The sequence below is a fragment of the Clostridium sp. BSD9I1 genome (genome assembly GCF_900185645.1).
Classification (GTDB): Bacteria; Bacillota; Clostridia; order Clostridiales; family Clostridiaceae; genus Clostridium_AK.
Genome location: NZ_FYAM01000027.1, coordinates 260,461 through 281,905, shown reverse-complemented (window position 1 = coordinate 281,905; position 21,445 = coordinate 260,461). Strand labels below are relative to the sequence as shown.

Annotated in this window: 15 protein-coding genes; 4 read left to right on the top strand and 11 right to left on the bottom strand. The window is 30.5% G+C overall.

The genetic code is table 11. The features are described 5' to 3' along the window. Positions 1 to 14: 14 nt before the first annotated feature. Both BSD9I1_RS18220 and BSD9I1_RS18215 read right to left on the bottom strand, forming a co-directional pair. The gene (locus BSD9I1_RS18220; protein ID WP_186431513.1) at positions 15 to 1,121 is read right to left on the bottom strand and encodes a TolC family protein; all 1,107 of its coding nucleotides are present in this window, start codon (positions 1,119 to 1,121) and stop codon (positions 15 to 17) included. A gap of 326 nt (positions 1,122 to 1,447) precedes the next feature. After that, complete coding sequence (locus BSD9I1_RS18215) at positions 1,448 to 2,077, bottom strand: SLAP domain-containing protein (protein WP_186431512.1); 630 nt, start codon at positions 2,075 to 2,077, stop codon at positions 1,448 to 1,450. Positions 2,078 to 2,267: 190 nt separating this feature from the next. Here BSD9I1_RS18215 and BSD9I1_RS18210 point away from each other — a divergent pair, with 190 nt between their 5' ends. Next, positions 2,268 to 2,678 carry a hypothetical protein gene (locus tag BSD9I1_RS18210; RefSeq protein ID WP_186431511.1) on the top strand — a complete coding sequence of 137 codons (411 nt, stop codon included), beginning with the start codon at positions 2,268 to 2,270 and terminating at the stop codon, positions 2,676 to 2,678. A gap of 417 nt (positions 2,679 to 3,095) precedes the next feature. Here the strand turns inward: BSD9I1_RS18210 and BSD9I1_RS18205 are convergent, their stop codons facing one another. Continuing rightward, entirely contained in the window at positions 3,096 to 6,860 is a 3,765-nt protein-coding gene (locus BSD9I1_RS18205; RefSeq protein ID WP_186431510.1) for a cell wall-binding repeat-containing protein, read from the bottom strand. Between the two features lie 638 nt (positions 6,861 to 7,498). After that, the gene (locus BSD9I1_RS18200; RefSeq protein ID WP_186431509.1) at positions 7,499 to 8,584 is read right to left on the bottom strand and encodes an acyltransferase; all 1,086 of its coding nucleotides are present in this window, start codon (positions 8,582 to 8,584) and stop codon (positions 7,499 to 7,501) included. 524 nt (positions 8,585 to 9,108) lie between these two features. On the opposite strand from BSD9I1_RS18200, the gene BSD9I1_RS18195 reads away from it, so the two are divergent. Continuing rightward, positions 9,109 to 9,606 carry an SEC-C metal-binding domain-containing protein gene (locus tag BSD9I1_RS18195; protein WP_186431508.1) on the top strand — a complete coding sequence of 166 codons (498 nt, stop codon included), beginning with the start codon at positions 9,109 to 9,111 and terminating at the stop codon, positions 9,604 to 9,606. 39 nt (positions 9,607 to 9,645) lie between these two features. Here the strand turns inward: BSD9I1_RS18195 and BSD9I1_RS18190 are convergent, their stop codons facing one another. The 5 genes from BSD9I1_RS18190 to BSD9I1_RS18170 all read right to left on the bottom strand — a co-directional run bounded on the left by BSD9I1_RS18190 (position 9,646) and on the right by BSD9I1_RS18170 (position 14,377). Further along, positions 9,646 to 11,535, bottom strand: a complete 1,890-nt coding sequence (locus BSD9I1_RS18190; RefSeq protein WP_186431507.1) for a PocR ligand-binding domain-containing protein — start codon at positions 11,533 to 11,535, stop codon at positions 9,646 to 9,648. 165 nt (positions 11,536 to 11,700) lie between these two features. Beyond that, positions 11,701 to 12,267: a class I SAM-dependent methyltransferase gene (locus tag BSD9I1_RS18185; protein WP_186431506.1), complete on the bottom strand. Its 567-nt coding sequence runs from the start codon at positions 12,265 to 12,267 to the stop codon at positions 11,701 to 11,703. Positions 12,268 to 12,371: 104 nt separating this feature from the next. Further along, complete coding sequence (locus BSD9I1_RS18180; RefSeq protein WP_186431505.1) at positions 12,372 to 13,589, bottom strand: type I phosphomannose isomerase catalytic subunit; 1,218 nt, start codon at positions 13,587 to 13,589, stop codon at positions 12,372 to 12,374. Between the two features lie 77 nt (positions 13,590 to 13,666). Continuing rightward, complete coding sequence (locus tag BSD9I1_RS18175; RefSeq protein ID WP_186431504.1) at positions 13,667 to 14,071, bottom strand: VOC family protein; 405 nt, start codon at positions 14,069 to 14,071, stop codon at positions 13,667 to 13,669. 105 nt (positions 14,072 to 14,176) lie between these two features. Then, positions 14,177 to 14,377 carry a hypothetical protein gene (locus tag BSD9I1_RS18170; protein WP_186431503.1) on the bottom strand — a complete coding sequence of 67 codons (201 nt, stop codon included), beginning with the start codon at positions 14,375 to 14,377 and terminating at the stop codon, positions 14,177 to 14,179. Positions 14,378 to 14,618: 241 nt separating this feature from the next. Here BSD9I1_RS18170 and BSD9I1_RS18165 point away from each other — a divergent pair, with 241 nt between their 5' ends. Then, entirely contained in the window at positions 14,619 to 15,893 is a 1,275-nt protein-coding gene (locus BSD9I1_RS18165; protein ID WP_186431502.1) for an IS4 family transposase, read from the top strand. A gap of 336 nt (positions 15,894 to 16,229) precedes the next feature. On the opposite strand, the gene BSD9I1_RS18160 is transcribed toward BSD9I1_RS18165, so the two are convergent. Next, on the bottom strand, positions 16,230 to 16,871 hold the full coding sequence (locus BSD9I1_RS18160) for an undecaprenyl diphosphate synthase family protein (RefSeq protein WP_186431501.1): 642 nt from the start codon (positions 16,869 to 16,871) through the stop codon (positions 16,230 to 16,232). 300 nt (positions 16,872 to 17,171) lie between these two features. Here BSD9I1_RS18160 and BSD9I1_RS18155 point away from each other — a divergent pair, with 300 nt between their 5' ends. Beyond that, positions 17,172 to 17,795: a hypothetical protein gene (locus BSD9I1_RS18155; protein WP_186431500.1), complete on the top strand. Its 624-nt coding sequence runs from the start codon at positions 17,172 to 17,174 to the stop codon at positions 17,793 to 17,795. A 117-nt stretch (positions 17,796 to 17,912) separates the two neighbouring features. Here BSD9I1_RS18155 and BSD9I1_RS18150 read toward each other — a convergent pair whose 3' ends face one another. Next, positions 17,913 to 21,266, bottom strand: a complete 3,354-nt coding sequence (locus BSD9I1_RS18150; protein ID WP_186431499.1) for an ATP-binding protein — start codon at positions 21,264 to 21,266, stop codon at positions 17,913 to 17,915. Positions 21,267 to 21,445 lie beyond the last annotated feature (179 nt).

Here is a 21,445-nt window from a genome sequence, read left to right as displayed (position 1 = left end):
ACTCACCTCTTAAATTATTTTAATCCAGGCCCAATACCACAAGCATTGTCCATTTTTGCTTGTCCTAGCCATGCATCTAATTGTGCATTTTTAAGATTGATCTGTGCCTGAGCTTTTGCAATTTGCGCATCTTGGAGTTCATTTAACGTAATCATATCATTATCATATCTTACTTTTGCTGATTCATAGTTTGATTTTGCAAGATCATAATTAATTTGCTGACTTTCTGCGGTCTTCATATATTCTTGAAGATTCTTGTATCCATTATTAATCTCTAATTCAACACCTATTTTAGCTTGTTCTAAATCATTTTGAGCTCTATCAATATCATACTGAGTTTTTTCAATATAATTATCATAATCAGTACGATAAGTAGCTTTATCATAAGTAAATTTTTCTTTCTTTGAGTCTAGCATATTCTGTGCATTAACTATTTCTCCCCTATTAGCTACTGCAGCTTTTACATAATCATCTAAAGATTTAATTTCTGCAGTAGGTACTATATTATCATCAATTAACGCTGTGTACCTCTGTGATATATCCTCACCCATTGCCAAGTTAATGATCATATAAGCTGAATCAAGGTTTTTTTCAGCACTACTCAACTGATACTTAGATTTTAAATAATTTATTTCTATAAGTCTTGCATCGTTTTGAGATATTAAGCCCTTATTCAACTTCACCTGAGCATTTTCGTTATCCTTTGCTAAGCTTTTGTTCAGTTCACTTTGAATACTCACTGCATAATTTGCTTTTAAAAGAGTTATGTATTTTGAATATGCATCATTTCTTACTGAATTAGTAGTAGTCTGCTGGCTAGTTATAAATTGATTAAGTGCATTTCGTGCATCTATAGGATTATATATTATCAATTGCACTGAACTAATACCTCTAGCTATTGCCATTTGAGCAGCAGATTGTACGTCAAAATATTGCTTTTGAGCATTTTCCATTCTTTTGTTTAATGTTTTAACTGATTGAGAATTTTTAATTGTCTCTATTGCAGTCTTTTCAATATCCAAGGTATTTGTATTATCGTTATTATTAGCTGCTATAACGTTAATACTAGAAAGCATCATTAGCCCGGTAATGAGTAAAGTCAGTAACTTTTTTTTATTCATTATAATTTCCCTTTCCTATCAATAATTTAATTAATATAAATTATCCTTATCTTATAAAATCCAAGGAATCTATTTACTAAATTAAGCATTAAAATAATTTGTTCATAACATTCATAATACCATACATATCATAATAGTTCAATATTTCCCAATTTATCTAACAAATTAATTTTCTTTTAATAAACATAATAACTTACATATATTCACTAGTATTATTAAACTTATCAACACTATTTAATAAATAAGGGCTGTAACTTCATCCATACTAGAAGTTACAGCCCTTTTAGCTTTTAATAATTATTTATATATAAACTTTAACGCTTATGCTACTCTACCTCAAAAGCGATACTCCACGTTAATAAATTAATATTATCTTCTTTTAAAGCATCTTTATTAATCTTAATATAATATATACCCGTCTTTTTAGGACTAACTGATTTATTTAAATTAACCAAATCAGAAAAAACAATCTTATTATTTGCATCTGTTAATGTAATTGGAAGCGCATCCATGGCAAATGAAAGTGCACTTGAATTATACATTAATAGTGTAATTATCAAATCACCATTATTAGCTTTTTCAACACTAAAAGGATAAATTTGTCCGTACTGAACATTTTTTATCACCTTAATTATTGAAAACTCCAAAATATTTCTAAGCTGAACTTCATTTAACTCAACTGGTATTTTCTCAAATCCATAATTGATTAATTCATTTATCAATATTTCTCTTGGTTTTTCATTTTTTAATTGATTCTCTGTTAAATTATCTAAATTACTAAGTATTGCATTAAATATTACCTTTCCATCTTCTGATATTTTATAAACGGAATTATCATTTGAACTTTGGTTATTCGAGTCGCTTATACCAATAGTGATCGCACCATTAGAATTATTACTTATACTGCCATCTATAACAATTGTGTCTTTAAAACTCTTCTGATTATCATTACTCATAAGTGAATTTTCCTTTCTTTGCCGAACATAATTTTATTTATCCATAAATTTAGTTATATAAAAATTATTATACCATATAATTTATTAGAATAAAAGGCACCTATCCTCTCATTACATGCCATTGCTTGATATTTCCACTATAATATAGTAAGATATTTATGTTCAATAAAATATTTATGAGGTGATTTTTATGAAGAAGTTTTGCTGCATTATTACAGGAATTATTATATCAACATCTTTAGTTTCCTGTAGTGGCAAAAACACTAATACTGCTAATGATACCAAACCCAAATCTACTGTTGTCTCCAAAGTAGACTACTCAAAAGAAATTACACATTTTCCTTCATATAAGGAAGCAAAATTAATGGAGTTTACCCAAGCAAGTGAAAAAGCACCACTTGCCAATGCAAAATATAAAATCGAAAATACAACTGATGTTAAAGTTTATGAATATTTTGAAGATACCTTAAAAAAAGATGGTTGGACTATTACTGATGGTAAAAAACACTTTAGTATTGCAGCTAAAAAGGATGCTCATGTAGCAAATATTATAATTCAAAAGATGGATAAAGACGTAATATTAGTTGTCACTTCAAAGTAATAAACTTAATACAAAAGAGCATATTTTCATTTTTCAGAAGTTTAAAGTTTTAATTTAATTAAAGCTTTAAACTTCTTATTATTTTCCTTAAAAGCTTCACTCTATCCTTATCTATAATAACACTATAACTTATCTTTCTTTTATTTACATTTCATTTAATACAAAAAAGAAGAGTAGAGTACCCTTTGACAGATACTCTATAATTATGATTTGATTATTTACTTTTTCAGCCAGTATATGGCCTGACTATTTTATGAAACTTTGATGTGACTTAGTTTTGATATGTTGAGTTTACAATTATAAATTGTTTAATCCGTTCATTTATTTACATGAGAGAAGGATAGCCTTGCGGTTACCCCTCTCTTTTAATTTTATTTATACCGTTATAACTAAGACTTACTATTAGAAGTCAGCTTCTTATTGAAGTTTTAAGTTAACTGTATAAGTTGTAGTTCCGAAAGCATTTCCTAAAGTAATGTTTATAGCTGCACTGTTTCCAACAACTGCTTTTAAAGCATCTACTGAAGTATCATCTCCTAGGAATTGAGCTGCATCTACAGAAACTTTTCCATTTTCATAATCAAAAGCAACTGTCTTAGTAATACCTTTAAATGTAACTTTTATAGTTTCTGGAGCTGTAGTAGTTGGAACTTCCATTGAAAGCTCATCAAATGTTGCTGTTCCTGCTACTGCAGTTAAATCTACATCATATTTTGTTGCATCTGTGGCATTTTTTTCTACAACAACTTTATCACTATCAGCTGAAAGTGTAATTGCTGGCTTTGTTGCTGATGGAATTGATGGAGTTGTTGTTGTTGGGTTACCAGCAAATACTAACTTAATTGTCTTTATAAGACCATTAGAAGTTACACCAGTAATTGTGATTTCATCACCCTTCATTGCAGTTCCAGTTATCTTACCAGTCTTATCTACTGCGAATGTTGAACCGTCTACACGTGTAGTTTCTGCCTCAACAATTGCTACTCTTGATAATTCAGAACCTTCTTTTCCATACTGATCAACAGGGCAGAAGTAAACATTTTGTTTTGATTTAGCTCCTGTTGCTGGATCATATTTTGTTAAGTTATTTCCTAATAAATCTGCATAAGATCTACCTTGTGGTGCTAGTGTTACTACATCTCCATCTCTTGAAATACCAAGAACAGAAGTTTCTACATATGCGTCCATAGAAACAGCTTTTGGTTTTTCAGTTGAGGAAGCAATATCAGTAGTTACTGTGTGTATAAGTCCATCAGCACCTAAAATTGTTACTGTTAAAGTTGTGCTTGAACCAGTCTTTGCTAAATCGTCTAACTTGTTAGCTACAACTTTTACTGATTTATAATTTCCACCTTCTGCACCACTGAATACTGTAAAGTCATCATTAGTAACAGTTGCTCCTTCTACTGCGTTACCTCTTAATACAACCTTAGCTCCTGTAGATGTTGTACCGTAAACTTTTGGATTAGCTTTGTATTCAGCTTCTGCATCAGTTACGCTGCTACCCTTTGTATTAACAACATATATAGGTTTAGCTACTGTATCAATTGTGTAATCTTTGATATCTTTATCAGCTAAAACTGTAAATACTTGTGATTTTGTATCTATAACCTTACCTGAAGCATCCTTTAATTCAAATTTAACTGTTGCTGAACCTACTCCAACTGCTTGGATAGCTATATTAGTTTGTCCTGTAGTTGCTTCAGTACTGTTTAATTTTATAACTGCTGAATTAGTTGATGATGCTACAACCTTATAGTCGTGGTTATCAAGTGTAGTCATATCAATATCTCTACCATATTGATCTTTAACAGCTAATCCGCCATTATCCCATCCAAAGTCAATGCTTTGAGTTGCACCATTTCCAGCTACTGATTGAGCTTGCATAATGCTCTTCAATATTGCAGTATCTAATTTTAATTCATCAGCTATAGCTGGTTTTTGAATATTTACAGTTATACTGCTGTAATGACCTGTTTTTGTAACTGCTGATATAACATGAGGTATAGGATTTGTTCCATTATTAATAACTTTGTCATTTTTTACTTTAGCAGTTCCATCAGATTGTCTTTCAAAATATGCTCCTTGAAGATCAACCTTATCATTTAAATCACTGTATTTTGTGATTTCATTTCCATTTTGATCTTTTGCTATAAATGGAATTTCTTTTGATTCATCAGAAGCTATTGACTCACTTGGAGCAAATAATGTAAACGTATCAACTTCTGCTTGTTTCTTTAATGTAGTATTTATTTGTGAAGTCTTACCTGTCCAAGTCATAGCAGTAATTACAACTGGCATTTCTATTGAAACTGCATCCTCAGTAGCTCTTACTTCTATTACTCCTTTTGTTGAATCTGCAGGATCCTGTACAAGTTGAGCTTTTACATATGGGCTTGATGTTGTTAAATAATCATCATTTTGTAATATTAAACCTTGTTTCATAAGAGTATAATCTCTTGTTGGGTTTCCACTGATATCTGTAGCTGTATATTCAGCATAGAATACAGTTGAAATATCCCCAGCAGTTAACTCTTTACCTTCAGCATTTGTTAATTTTGTTAATGTTATATCACTTAATGTACCAACCTGTGAAGTTACAGCTAAGTTTGCAGTTGTTGAAACTCCGCTAGTTGTATCAGTAGCAGTTATTACTACTCCTGAAGTAAATGTCATAAGGTTTATACCATTAGATGGTTGTATCTTAAGTAATCCTTTTGATGGTGTAATAGTACCAACACCGCTCTGGAATTGTATATTATTAGCTAAACCTGAGTTTGTAATATCATTTTGATACTGGTCAAATACTTTATAAGTAGCATATCCAGTTTGAACTCCATTTACATTAGTAACCCCTAATTTAGTAGAAGTTATTTCGATTTTAGCTATTTTTTGTTCTGATACAGTTACCTTTGATGTTCCAAGGTCTGTTCCATCATTTTTTACATTAACTGTATAATCTCCCATTGCAAAGTTTGATGATTTAGCTAATGTAGCTTCAGTCTTAGCATCATTCCAGTTAACTGATACAGTTACAGGATTTGTTGATTGCTTAACTTCAAATGCAACTTTGCTAGTATCTGTTACTGCTTTATTAAATGTTACTTTGAAAGTATTTACTGAAGCAGCTTTTGCTTCTTTAACAGCTAATTTTGTAGTGTCTGGGTTTGAATTTGGATCAACTATTTCTTTTAAGTCATTGAATATAGCTTCTGAAACTGATCCAGTTCCACCAATTACAGTAACTTTAGTTTTATCAGTTATATTCTTTTCGATATAGTTATTAGCTTTTTCTACAGCTGTAGCGTTAGCTCCTGCTCCAGTTAATACAACTGGTGCTGCTACTTTTGCTGCTGCTGCGGATGCAACTAGTGCGTCAGCAAACTGAGTACCTGTTGCTCCACCTGCTGCTACATATATATTTTCTAATTTTAAGTCACCTTTAAAGTGATCTAATACTGCTAAGTTAGTTTCAAATCTGTTAACACCTTCTGCTACTCTTTCAGCATCAACTGATTTTAAAACAGATGCTGGTAAAACTCCTGCTCCACCAACTGCTACCATGTCAAGTCCTGCAGCTACAGTCTTAACTGCTGCTGGAACTTCATTTTTGTTTCCAAATAATACTGGTATTCCTTTAGTTGCAGCTATAGATGCTACTGATAAAGCATCAGCATATCCATCTTGTCCATTTACAAGAACTGCAGCTTTTTTACCTGTTAATTCTAAAACTCTTTTAGCTACATTTGCGTTAGTTTCGTATCTGGAAACTCCGCCTATTCTTGATACTTCATATTTAGCATCTAAAGCATCTGCCATTGCTTTAGTAACTGAACCTTCTCCACCAACGATAACTATTTTCTTAGCTCCTAATGTAGCTAATGTAGCTGTTAATTCAGCTGTTGGTGCATCAACTTTGTTAGTTAATAATATTGGAGCATTTAATGCTTTAGCAAGTGGTGTTGCACTTACTGCATCTGCATATCCATATCCATTAACTAAAACTACTGTTTCAGCAGTTCCAAATGCTTGTTTTGCAACTTCCATTGCTGTCGCTTCTCTGTTAGCTCCTGGTACTCTTGTAACCTCAGCAGCCGCTTGTACATTTGTTGCTGTAACTGTTGAAGTTAATACTAAGCTAAGTACTGTAGCACTAGCTAGTGCTCTGTTTCTCTTTTTCATTAAAGATAACCTCCTCAAATTAAGTAAAATTGTTTATATGTTAAAATATATTTAAATATTTTACTAACTAATGTAACTATTGTAAATTATAAAGGTTAATTATTCCAATTGACTTAAGGTTTATTATAGCATAGTTTATTTTGCATTTCTACACTAATCATTCATTTTTTTTAATAGATAACCAATTTTTTATTTTTTCATAATATATGTACGTAATCTTGAGTGCATTAGTTCGTCATATATTACTTTTTTATAAAAAATTTTCTTTTTTACTATTATTAACCTCATTTCCCATTATACATCAATATTTACCTTTTTTCTATACCTTTTATTTTGTAATTTATGGTAAATCACTCCAGGTAATTCTGATTAAATTTTACTTATCGCCTATATTATTCTACATATTGTTAAAAAATCCTTCTTTATTTTTTAAGAAATTTTAAATATTAAATATTTTTATACTCATAAGTTCCAATCACTAAAGTTCTAAATAACATCCCTATTTCCCTTTTGCAAAACAATATTACCCCATTAAATGTAAATATAATACGACACTTTTGTAGACTTTTGAAGCCTGGCAATTATAATATTGCAATTTCCAAGGGTTAAAAGTTACTAACTTAAGATAAATTAATAATTTAATAGTTACTTCTAGTAATTAACAACTTAATTCTTTCTACTATCATACCTATGAGCAATGTGCCACAAATACAAATTACTGTGGATGATATGAGAAAGAAGTTGCTTCCTAACGACAAATCCACTTCCTTCATCCAATTCATATAATAGTAAAGTATTGAAGGATGTGCCAAATACATCACATAAGACTTATCGGATATAGACTTTAAAAACTTAAATGGTAAGTTATTCCTATGGCTTAGTGAAAAAATAAGCGTAATGGCACTTAATGAATATCCTATTATAGACGGTCTTAAAAAAGTTGTATAATAATCTATTGGTTTACCTTGTACTAGCCCCTGTATAGCTTCCATTATTATTAAAGCAGTACAGATTATAAATAATAGACTTGTGAATTTTTTGTATCTTTTAAGCTTACCTATATATGTATATAGCCTCCCACTTGTATATATTCCAAGTGAAAAATAAAATATCCAAAATAATATATTCCTTTTTGAATAAAAATCTAAAGTTAAATTTGGGATATTGTAATAGTGACCTGTAGTTAAAATTCCTGCTGTTATTAAAAAGGAAACTAAAAGTCCTATTTTTTTCCTCATCACAATATAAAGTATCGGAAATAATATATAAAGCTTTACTATCATAGGAACAAAGTAGAAATGATAGTACGCTTTGTCTCCACTTAATATGAGCGAAGGCCATGCAGCAAAGTTCTTGTTATTGCTTATTATATATAAGTAAATAAAACACCATATTAAATATTCTGGAATTACAGATGATAGTCTTTTAAACTCAAACTTAAAATAATTGGTATTTTTTTTATAACTAAGCGCCAATCCAACTCCTGATATAAATACAAAGGCAGGTACAGAAAACCTAGCAAGTTGATTTATTATTAAAGTAATATAATAAAGTTCGCTGCCCTTATCCTTAACTCCTGACAAAGTATAAGCTGATGTATGAATTACAATTACTGCTATAGTAGCAAGTGCCCTGCATACATCCATTTCTAAAATTCTCTTTTTATTGCCTTTGGTATTATCAGCATCTTTATTAGTATGCATATTTCCTTCACGCAACTTCATTCTTTGAATCACCGTCCCCTAATGCTAAATTTTAAGTATTAATCATTAAAATCATTATTAATTATCAATTATTGGGAATTACTTGTCAACCATTTCTAACATTGGAAAACTTGGGGACGGTTAACAACTCTATTTAATTTTTGAGAAGGCTTGGCAATCATTATCTAAATAATAACCTTTATTCATATATTATTTATTAACTAATTATTAAGTATTTATTAAATTTTACCATATATGCACTATATGTGAATTATGTACATATTTTATTTTAATATTTGGTTGTCACAATTTAGTTACAACCTCAATACATTTCATTCGTACTTTGAGTTCACCAAATTCAGCCTGAAAGCGACTCTTATTTCTATTACACAGATATTTAATATGATTAAATAATTGTTAAACGTCTCCATTATCTTCTTTTATTATATAAAATTTGGAAATATATTGTCTTAAGTTGAAAATATATTAGTTTTTTATTATAATTAAAGATACATATCTAATTTATTATAAAGGAGAAATAAAATATGGGGTTATACAGTAAGTGGAAAGATCTAGTTGTATACTTTGTTCAAACTCAGGGGGAAGATGCCTTTTGGGATGAATACGTTAATGTTGAAGAAGATATAATTAGAAAGATTCTTATTAATCATAAAAACATTTTTAGTGGACAAGTTGTAGATTTATCTAAGGAATTTAATACATCTCCTGCATTATTCATTGGAGTAGTTGATGGATTAAATACGGCTTTAAAAACTCCTCTAAATTTAGAAGACATAGAAGAGGATACAGAAATATCACTTGATATAGACTTTGAGAAATTGTACATAAATATAGCAGAAGCGGAAGCGGAAGAGTTATCAAGTCTTCCTGAATGGAATGTAATTTTACCTAAGGAAAAGCTTGCAGAGCTTAAACTTAAGTACAGCCCATCTAAAACACTAGTTACTCCTGAAAAGATAGGAAGAAACGAAGCTTGCCCATGTGGTAGTGGTAAGAAGTACAAAAACTGCTGCGAAAAGTAAAAAAGTCAGCCCTCGGGCTGACTTTTTCACTTTATGTACTTAGCTAAAATATATATCCGAAAACTCTATATTTATCTTTTCTGCCTTATTTGTACCTGAGGGCATATCCATATTTTTATTTTCGTCCTGAGAAAGTACTTTTACAGGAAGTTTAATAAAGAATTTAGAACCATCTCCCCAGTTACTGTGAGCCCATATCTTACCTCCATGAAGTTCTACTAGAGATTTTATAAGAGATAATCCTATGCCACTGCCTTCATTGTTCCTTGATAAGGATTTATCCACTTGTACAAATCTATCAAATATGGACTCTAATTTATCATTTGGTATTCCTATACCATTGTCCTCTACGGATATTAGTACATACTTATCTTGATCTTCAAAATTCACTTTTATCTCTCCACCCTTAGGAGTAAATTTTAGGGAGTTAGAAAGTAAATTAAGTATTATTCTCTCAACTTTATCCTCATCACAAGCCATTATCTTTTCTTCTACATTGGTATCAAATATAATATTTATATCTTTGTTTTTCCCATATTCCGTTACAGATAATGTTATATCCTCAATGAGACTTACTATATTGCAGTTCTTAGGGAAAAGTTGAAAATACCCTGCATCAATTTTGGTTATGTCTATTAAATTATTTACAAGCCTTATAAGCCTGTAAGAATTTTGCTTAATCAAATCTTTATATCTAAAAAGTTTTTGTACATTTTCACTTTTATCAGGTATATTCATGTTCTCTAATATTATATTGGCTACTTGAAGAGATGCGAATATTATATTTAAAGGAGTTCTTAATTCATGAGATAGATTTGCAAAGAAGTCTGTTCTTAACTTTTCGTATGCCACTGCTTCATTTAGCTGGCGAGTTTTTTCGGCCACAGTTGTACGAAGCCTTTCCTTTGCCCTTCTATCTGAAATATCCTGAGATACTATAAGCATATGATCCTTTCCATTGTAAGGACACTTAGTTCCGATACCTTCTAAGTATATATACTTTTTGTCCTTTACTCTAAGAAACCTACATTGACTAAAGGATTTTTCGTTGCTTTGTATTACATCCTCATAATCTTTTTGAAACTGCTGCTCTTGATGTTTTGTAAATCTTAAGAAATCACCAAGTTTATTTCCTATTATCTCATGAGATTCCTGGGCCCCCAATAGCTTAGCTCCTGCTTGATTGCAATATAGATATCTTTCCTTATCTCTTATGTATACCCCTACAGGCAACAATTCTACAAGCCTTTTATATTGCTCTTCACTTTCCCTTAAAGCTTCTTTCACTTGTTTCATTCTTTTTTGTTCTTCTAATAGTTGATTATTATTTTCATGAAGCTCTACATTACGCTGTTTTAATTCTTCTTCTAGCTGCCTATTACAAACTTCTACCTGATTTCTCAATTGGATTTCCTTAATCTTACTTAATCCCATTTCTGCAAATATCTTTGCAAGACTTTTATAATAACAAATTATATCCTCAAGTCGATCTTTCTCTACTATAGGTACACTTTTTATACTTTCTAAATAGGCCTCTTCATCCACTCCGAGCCTTTTAGCTTGGTTTTTAAACATCTCTAAATTGGGCTCTTTTATAAAAAATTGACCGACAACAAAGTTTGCAATAACCTCTCCACCTATTTCAATAGGAATTAGTGCGTTCATGAGGCCATTTCTACACTGATTAAGAATATAATCTTCTCCTCTTTCTACTTCTCTATTTTTCATAAATCCTGTCATGCAGTGCCCTTGAGAATCAGGTATTTCCCCATGAAATCTTTTACATGCCATTTGCCACCTTGTATTTATGAGCAACTTTCCTTCTAAATTTAGCACCCCATGGGGCAGTCCTGTAATATTATAAAATTTATCCATCAACTTTTGAAGTTTTTCCATATCCACTAATTCTTCAAGTTTATATTTAGCCATGTTATGACCTCCAAGTGCTTTATCATAGGTAATACATTATATATTAACAATTTTTCTGCATTTTTTGACAATCATTGATGTTTATATGATATATTCTACACAAATAAAAAAACTCCTTGAATTTTAACCAAAATATTATTTCTTTATTTTTGTCCTTAAAACTTCTTATCTTTTTTCTATAACAAGTAATCGTGGTGGATAATTTATTTGGTTTGTAAATTCTAATTGCGCCACATTATATTCCTTTTGATTTAATGTTTTTGTATAATTCTCCAGAGCTTCCTTCTCAGCTTTTCCATTTTCATGCCCATGGTATATTACAAGTATTACCACTCCCTTAGGTAATAAAAGCTCCAGGGATTTTTGCACAGCTTCGATTGTGGTATGTGCCTTTGTAGTGATGCTATGGGAAAAAGAAGGTAGATATCCTAAGTTAAACATAACTATCTTCACTCCACCTTCCACATATTTATCTATATTTTCGTGTCCATCTAATATTAAACTTACCTTAGTCTTTATATTATTATCTTGGAGCTTTTCTTTTGTGGCCTGTATAGCTTCACTTTGTATGTCAAAGGAGTATACCTGCCCTTCTTCTCCTACAAGACTTGCTAAAAACAAGGTGTCACTGCCTTTTCCCATAGTTGCATCTACCACCTTGTCTCCATGCTTAATCTTTAACCTACATATTTCTTTTGCTATATTCATAGAATTTGTAAAAAACTCACTCATAATATCCTCCGCTTTTGTTTAAGTATAAATAATGGCTAAGATTAAAATCCATCAATGACTGAATCTCCTAAGCAATTATTATTTATTGTTTGCTATCTACATTTTTATTTGATGATTTCATCTAAATTATATCCGCTTTTTCTTAAATAATCCAATTGCATTTTTAAGTTTTGTTCATTTTCCAAATATATATTTAATGCTTTGAAGCTCCCTTTTAATTCATATTCGCCTAGGGATGCAGGTATAAATACCGTTTGCCCCTTAGTAAATGTTTCTTCAGCTTTATTAGTTGTTAACCCTTCCTTATCTTCGTTATTTTCAAGGGATAACGTTTTTTGACCCTGTGTATATATTTTCTTTTGAGGTTCACTATAAATTATAGTACCGTTACCTTCAAGAAAAGTATATATATGAAACTTTTCTCCTTTTGTGTTTTCTTTAAATCCACAGGATGTTTCATAGAACTTTACACAAAAGTATTTATTTAAGGCCATGTATGTTATAGTAGTGTTTTCATCTTTGATTAATTCTTCACTTACTTTATTTTCAAGAGAATTTATTACAGATAGGCCGGCATTTTCAGTTAGTTTTATTCCTTTGTATTTTTCTTTACAGATGTGGTTATTACCTGATTCATTACTTGTTTCACTAAAATTTATAACTTCTAGTGCCTTATTTAGATGAAGCTCTCTTTTACTTCCATTAATATCTTTTCTATTATAATCATATATTCTGTAAGTTATATTTGAACTTTGCTGAATTTCTGCAATTAAAAGTCCTTCCCCAATAGCATGTACCGTTCCTGAAGGTATATTTATTATATCTCCTTTAGTTACTTCTATATAATTTAGGCACTCCTCTACCCTTTCTTCATCACAAGCTTTCTTAAACCTTTCCTTGTCTACACTATCCCTTAATCCACATATTAGCTTTGATCCAGGCTTTGCATCAATTATATACCACATTTCATTTTTACCTAAGGAATTATTCTCGTATTTTTTTGCATATTCATCATCAGGGTGCACTTGAACAGAAAGCTTGTCATTAGCATCAATAAACTTTATAAGTATAGGGAATTTATCCTTATATGCTTTATATATATCTTCTCCTAAAATTTCTGCACCTTTTTCCTTCATAACCTCAAATAGCGTTTTTCCTTTAAACTCTCCATTATCTATGACACTAAGTCCATCCTCGTGGCACGAAGCCTCCCAGCTTTCGGAAACCTTTCCTCCTGGTAAAACCTTTCCCAAGAACTCCAGATTTCTCCCACCCCAAATATAATTCTTATAAACCTCCCTAAATTTAAAGGGGTAATACATTTATTAAATCCCTCCAATTAGTCATATCACTAAAATATATGAGGGATTCATCAAAAAAGTGCCACCCACGTGGCACTTTATAATTCCTCATCTCTCATTTCTATTTCAGTTCCTTCTGGAGCTTTTATCTTAAATAAATACCCATTTTCAACTTTGTATATCTCACTGCCATTTTTTAATTTAAAGTTATTATATCCAAGTGCCTTTATTCTGTTATATTCTTCTTGAACATTATCTACTAAAAAGCACATGTGTACTATTCCTTCGTTTAAAGAATTATATTTGTTTAGCTTATCTCCCTTTTTGGCAGTTTGAAGCTCAATCATAAAGGACCCTAGCTTTATCCAAGTATTAAAATCCCTAGTATGAAAATCTGGGGTCTCTTGAACGATTTCAAAACCTAGTATCTCTGTATAAAATTTTAATGATTCCTTGTAATTTTCTGTTTGAATGCATACATGATGTATATATTTTATGCTCATGTTTATTTCTCCTTACCTATTTCACTCTTTTTATATATAAATTATAAATTATAAAAACGGTTAACAACAATTAAATCTAGTAAATAGTTGTTAACCGTTCCTATTTTAAAGTTTCTCGTTACTTCCCATAACCTCACCAAACTGATATTGTTCTCTCATTTTATTGTCTTCCTCTGTAAAAGGAAATGGTTCACTCCCTACATCTGAACCTTGTGTTATATGCTCTGGCATGCTTCTTAAGTTATCTTCAACTTTTCTTATGGAATAAGCCTTATGATTAGGATTATCATTTCTCATGTTTCTCATGCTTTTCACCTCTCTTAAGTTGTTTGTAACCTCATTAACCACTTATTTATTATTTGTTTGCTAAATAAATCTATGCAAAATAGTGCCACCCACGTGGCAAGTGGCATCAAGCTAAGGATACAAAAACTGTAAATACAATAAATAAAATATTGAAAAAATAACTAACTTTAATAAATACCTTGATAATTAATTTGAATGCCTTTTTAAAGGGTATATCTTATAAATTATTGGGGTGTTTTTTATGAGTAAAAAAAGTTACTTACTAGAGGGAATGAAAATAACAGAAACCATAATTAATGATATAATATTCATGTGTCAAATGAGAACGAAAAAAACATACTTTACAAGGATAGGAAATAACAAAATGAATTTTAAAAACATTATAGTATTTATCTTGAACTTTGTTAAAAAAAGCCTTCAACTAGAGTTGGATGAGTTTTTTAACAATATAAATAGTACAGGCTCCGCCGTCACAAAACAAGCATTTTCAGAGGCTAGGCAAAAGATATCTCCAACTGCATTTATAAAAATGTCTGATGGCATAATCAGTTGGTTTTATAAAGATACAGACTTTAAACGATACAAAGGCTACAGACTGTTAAGTGTTGATGGAACTATATTAGAACTTAATAACAGTGAAAGATTAAGAACTGAATTTGGATATATTGAAAATCAGAGCATGAAAGTTGCCCGAGCTAGGGCATCTGGGTTATATGATGTTGAAAATGACATGATTATAGCTTCTGTAATTAGTAAATATAAAGCAAATGAAAGAGTACAAGCAGAGGTACTTATAAATAAGTTAGAAGGCATAGGTTTTTCTAATGATTTAATTTTATTTGATAGAGGATATCCATCAAGAGATCTTATTTCTTTTATTGAAAAGAAAGGGTTAAAGTATTTAATGAGAGTATCCAGCAGCTTTATAAAGGCGGTAGCCTGTGCAAAGAACGAAGATCAGATAGTGAAAGATAATTGTAAAGAAGAAGTACTTAAAATTAGGGTACTTAATTTTAAGTTAGATTCAGGGGTAACGGAGACCTTAATTACTAATATCTTTCATGAAGATTTTAAAACAGAAGATTTTAAACAGCTTTACTTCAAACGTTGGGGAATAGAAGTAAAATATAATGAGTTGAAAAACAAATTACAAATAGAAAACTTTAGTGGTGAAACACCTATTGCTGTAGAGCAAGATTTTTATGCCACTATGTATTTATCAAATATGGTTTCTCTTGCAAAGATGGATGCTAACGCATTAATTGATGAGGAAAATAAAGATAAAGAATTAAAGCATGAGTATAAAGTTAATACTAATATTCTCATAGGTAAGCTGAAGAACTCCCTAGTTTTAATGCTTCTTGAAAAAAATCCTTGGAAACGCTCAAGAATGTTTAAAAAGATTATGAAGGAAATTTCGCGTAATGTCGTTCCCATTCGTCCTAAAAGAAACTTCGTTAGGCGAAGAACGGATAGATCCAATAAAAATGCATTAAGTAAAAAGAGATGTTTGTGATCTGTTAGAGAAAAGTTTTAGACAGCCTAACGGCTTTTAAGGTGAAGGACTTAGATTACTCTCAGTCAGAATGACTGCAGAGTTATTTTGTTTACCAGTAAATAAAAAAGTATTGCAAGATTAAGTATTTAATATTATCAAATCTTATGGGTACACCATGAAATTTTGTAAAAGAAAACAGCCTCATAAGTTTTGATAAATATTTATGATAGCTGTTTTCTTTTAAATTCAAATCTGTAAGTTATTTACATGATGACTTGATGACATTGCCCACGTGGCAAGTGGCAAGTTACACTAACTTGCCACTTGCCATGTGGGTGGCACTTTCCTTCTATATTAGCCACCAAGCGTTACGTCTTGTTTATCATACCACTCTAGAGCCTCTGAAAAATGATTAGGCTTGAAATCTGGCCAATAGTCATCTATTACATAAAAGTCTGAATATACAGATTGAACTGGAAGTAGTCCGCTTAATCTTCTTCTTCCTCCCCATCGTATAATAAGATCTATTCTTGATATATCATGAGACTTTATATTATTTATAATATTCTTTTTAGATGTATCAGCTGTCTTTAGCTCATTTAAATCCCATTGCCAGCCATAATTTATTAGGAAATTAACTCTAATTCCTCCCTTACCAAAGGTTCTTCTAGTGGTGAAGGTTTCTAGCTCCTTTGGGAAAGCTGGTGAATCTGCATTTCCAACCACTAATATTTCTGCATCTTCCTTGGTAATTAGGTTTACGGATTCAATACACGCATCTGTAAAGGCCTTCTTTTGTTCACTTGGCCTTTTTGTATTATCTATGGTAAATCCATAGTATGTGATTTCCTTAATTCCAGCTTCCTGACACAACTTAAAGCTAGCTAGCCCCGGATCAATTCCTATTTCATATCCCTTATCTTTAGACATTCCGTTAGCAACTGCCCATCTTCTATTACCATCAGGAATTATTCCAATATGGTTTGGTAATCTCATTTTATTGTCACCCCGAATTCTCATTGTATTTTTAATGTTTAGTATGATAATATATTAAAATTTTATAATATCTCTATTATATATGAAAATATTCCTAACCTCTATATTTTATATTAATTATACGTCATTATTTATTTTAGCCAATAAACCCCTATTTATATCTTAAACTTCTAAAATATTTATCTTATATTTTAATTATAGTTGTTAACCATTTCTTGTTCTTAATCATGTGTTAATTATTATATTTTAGGTAATACTGTATTTAATGTAATAATTATTTAAAGACAAGGAGGATTTCATATGAAATTAAAACTAATTTCATTAATATTATTTATGTTCACCATACTATCTTTTGGATGTGCTAGAAATATCAATCCTACACCAGTACCAGGCACAACCAAAGAGCAAACTAACTCTAGCGCTCAAAATCAAACTCCTCTTCAAGCTCAAGACCAAGGCAAGGCCCAAGAAAATAAGACTGACGTTGTAACAACTGCATCTGTAGTAGATAATGCGGCTGCTTTTGAAAAGGCAATTAGCAACAAAGGCACTTGGATTATTGCTATAGTAAAAGATTTAACTATTGATAAAGATTTAGTACTTGATGGTGAATTTAAAAATGGTAAAAAAGATAAAGATGGCAAGGATATTGTTCAACGTAAAGTTGCCCTTTACACTCAAGATGAAAAGCGAAATGTAACTAATAGATTTACTTTAACTGCACCAAAATTTACTATTAACAGTCCAAAAGCTAGTATTCAACATGGAACCTTTAAAGGAGATCTCTATGTTTCCTCTAAAGACTTTCAATTAGTTGATGCTAAAGTTGATGGAAATGTATATTTTACTAATAATGAAGCTAAATCAACATTTAAAATGGATAATGCAAGCAAAATAACAGGAAAACAAGAATTAGAGAAATAGCTTTTACTAGAAAGCTTATAAAAGTTTAAGGGATGGCTAACAACTATTAATAATAAATAATTGCTAATCATCCCTATTTTTCACACTTGCCACTTGCCACGTGGGTGGCACTTTATTTTAGTATATATCAGAAAACTCCGTTGCCAATTTTTCTTTATATTTTGATTCAGAGGATTCTTCACTTATTACATTATTTTCTGTTTCTTCAACATTTACTACTTTTACAGGAAGAGTAATAGTAAACTCACTGCCCTTCCCTAGTTCACTTTTTACGCTAATAGTTCCACCCTGTATTTCAACAAGGGACTTTACAAGAGTGAGACCTATCCCACTTCCTTCCTTTTTTCTAGTTATAGACTTATCAATTTGAGCAAATCTCTCAAAAATAAAATCTAACTTATCCTTTGGTATACCTATTCCTGTATCTTTTATAGATATTTCTATAAAATCGCCCTTATCATAAATATTAATAAATATACTTCCTTTTGTATCTGTAAACTTCACTGCATTGGACAAAAGATTTAATATAATCCTTTCAATCTTTTCTTCATCAAATGCAATAATCTTCTCCTCTACTTCTGTATCAAAGATTATATTTATTCCTTTTGACTGCACAAAATCTGCAACTGATTGAACCAGTTCTTCAACCACATATACTATATTATCATTAGTTAAATTAAGATTTAAGTAGCCACCATTTATCTTTGTGGTATCAATTATATTATTGATCAATCTAAGAAGCCTTAATGAATTTTGATTCATTATTGTAAAATAATATTGAATTCTATCATCAGCTAAGTTTTTTGATTCATCTAAAGATCTTAGAAGCTGTACCGTGCTGCTTATGACATTTAACGGAGTTTTAAGTTCATGAGACATATTGGCGAAAAACTCCGTTTTTATCTTATCATATTCCATGAGCTCTTCTACTTTTTTATTACTTTCATCATTTTCAGAATTAAGCGTTTCAATTCTTTCATTAGCTACTGATACCTGTTTTGCAAGCATTAATGCTTCTTCCACTGAATCCTTTAACGTTAGCAAAGTATTTACTCTTGATAGCAGCTCATATTTATTAAATGGCTTTCCGAGGTAGTCATTAGCACCATTTTCAAAGGATATCACTAAATTTTCCGGTCTATTATCTGCAGTCATAATAAGTATAGGCAGCTGAAAAATTGAATATTTTTTTCTAATTATATTGCATATCTCATAACCTAACAAATCTGGAATCATCATATCAATAATAACTAAATCTAAGTCTTCATTTTTTTCCATAATTTCTAATGCCTGTTTTCCTGTTGAAGCCTTTAGTATAAGCTGATTAGGATGTGAAAGATATCCTTCTAGCACTCTTTGATTCACATATTCATCATCTACTATAAGTATTTTATAGTTTTTACTAACCTTAGTACTTAAATTTCCACTTAACTCACTAAACTTATCATTTGATATAAGATTTAAAGGCTCATAATTTAATTCTTTTAATATATCTTCCGAGTGCTCACTAGTATTATTAACTTCTTCTTCAGAACTCAGGGGCAAGCTAAATGTAAACTTAGTTCCTTTTCCTGTAGAAGATTTAACCTTTATATCTCCACCATGAAGCTTAATTAATTTCTTCGTTATGTAAAGTCCTAATCCCGTACCCCCATACTTTTCAGAAATTCCCTCACCCTGTTCATATATATTAAAGATTGTATTAAGTCTTTCTTTTGGTATCCCAATTCCAGTATCCTCTATAGATACTTCTATGTAATTTTCTTTTACGATGTAAGACACTATTATTTTGCCCTCATGTGTGAATTTAATTGCATTCCCAATTAAATTATAAAAAATCTGCTGTATCCTATCTTCATCTCCATCAACATAAGGGGCTCCCTCATCTACCAAATTAACCAACTGAACAGATTTATTATTCGCTGATAGCTCGCAAAATTTTATTACCATTTCTAGTAGTTTGTTAATTTTTACTGGCTTCTTTTGTAATGTTATTTCGTTATTTTTAAGTTTAGAAAACACTATAATATCATTAACTAAGTTAGATAGTCTTATTGCACTTGATTTAATCAAGGACAAGTTATACTTTTCATCTTCAGTCATATGGTCTTTAGCTGCCGTAGCAAGGCTTTCAGATAAACCAATTATCCCATTTAGCGGCGTTTTAAGTTCATGGGATGTTACAGCTAAAAAATCATCTTTTAAATTATTTAAGGATTTTAGCTTTTCACCTATGTCTTCTGATCTTGAAAGAGCTCTAGCTTGCCTTTCTGCTAAAACATAATAATTAGCCACTATAAATATAAACACTCCTAGTGGTGCAAATGAATTGGTTATAATTATGCTGTACTCATATAAAATATCATTTATTCTTGTTATAAATAGTGCAAAAAGACCTATTACAGTAATATAATCATTGGTTTCTACATTAATATATACTTTACATATTTTACACATCATATAAATTATTAGCGATAAGGCCAATGCTTCAAAAGGAACTAGTAATTGCATATAATGATCTGCTGGAATTATAAGTACTAGAAAAAAATATAACAGAGCTGTAAAATTTGAAAATTTCACAACTTTTTTTGAAAGTATCCCTCCATAGCTCTTGTCAATAAATAATACAATGAAGGGCATATATAAATAAAATGTCCAAATCATTATTCTTACTGCCTGTATATAGCTAAAGTTAGGAAATATAGAAATAACAAATCTCTCTCCTAAAAATATTGTTCTAATAGCAATTAAAATACAAACTATTGCAAAATATAAAGGCGCTTTATTCCTTTTCCTTTTAGAAAATACTGCCAAGTTATAAATTGCAGCTAAAACACTGCTTCCAAAAAGGAATAAATCAAGGGCTTGCTTTTTTTCCTTATAAGTATCTATTTTTGAAGTTTCCCCCATTAGTATAGTATCTATGAACCCAAATTCGGAGTAAAAGTTACTAACTTGAAGGGTCAAATATACTTCTCCATTTTCTGTATAAAAAGAACCTGCTTTGGGCAGCATTTGTGGCTTCATTTCATTTTTATTTTTACCTACTTCTCCTACGGATACTACTGCATGATTATTTGCCCAAAGTTTATATGCGTTTTGAATATAGTCAATTTTAACTGAATATAGATAATCATCACTGTCTATAAGAATCTTCAATCTATAAGTTCCATATCCAGCTCCCCCCAAGGTTCCTGGAATAGTAGCATAGGTCTTTTTAAAATGTGTATTATCAAAGTCTTCAGGTTCTAAAAATTCACTTTTATAAAACTCCCACTCCCCATTTAACTTGGTCATTCCATCACTTTCAAAATCCCAATTTCTTAAATCTATCACACCATTTTTAGCCACAGGACTTGGCTTACTGGTATTACTTACATTTAAACTTCCATTAATTATGTATATAAATATTCCTAGGGTAATCAAAAGCAAGCTAAACAATTTTATTTTTGACATTTTAATATTTTTCATAAAACTTCTTCACCTTTACCCTTTTTTTATATTAATAATAACAAAGGTGCCACCCACGTGGCAAGTGGCATGTTTTCTCACTCTATGGTTTTAAGCATAATTTTATAATTTCAGCAATTTAGAGGACAGTTAACAACTAATGTTAGTTATTAATTATCTCCTTTTATAATAACGCAACT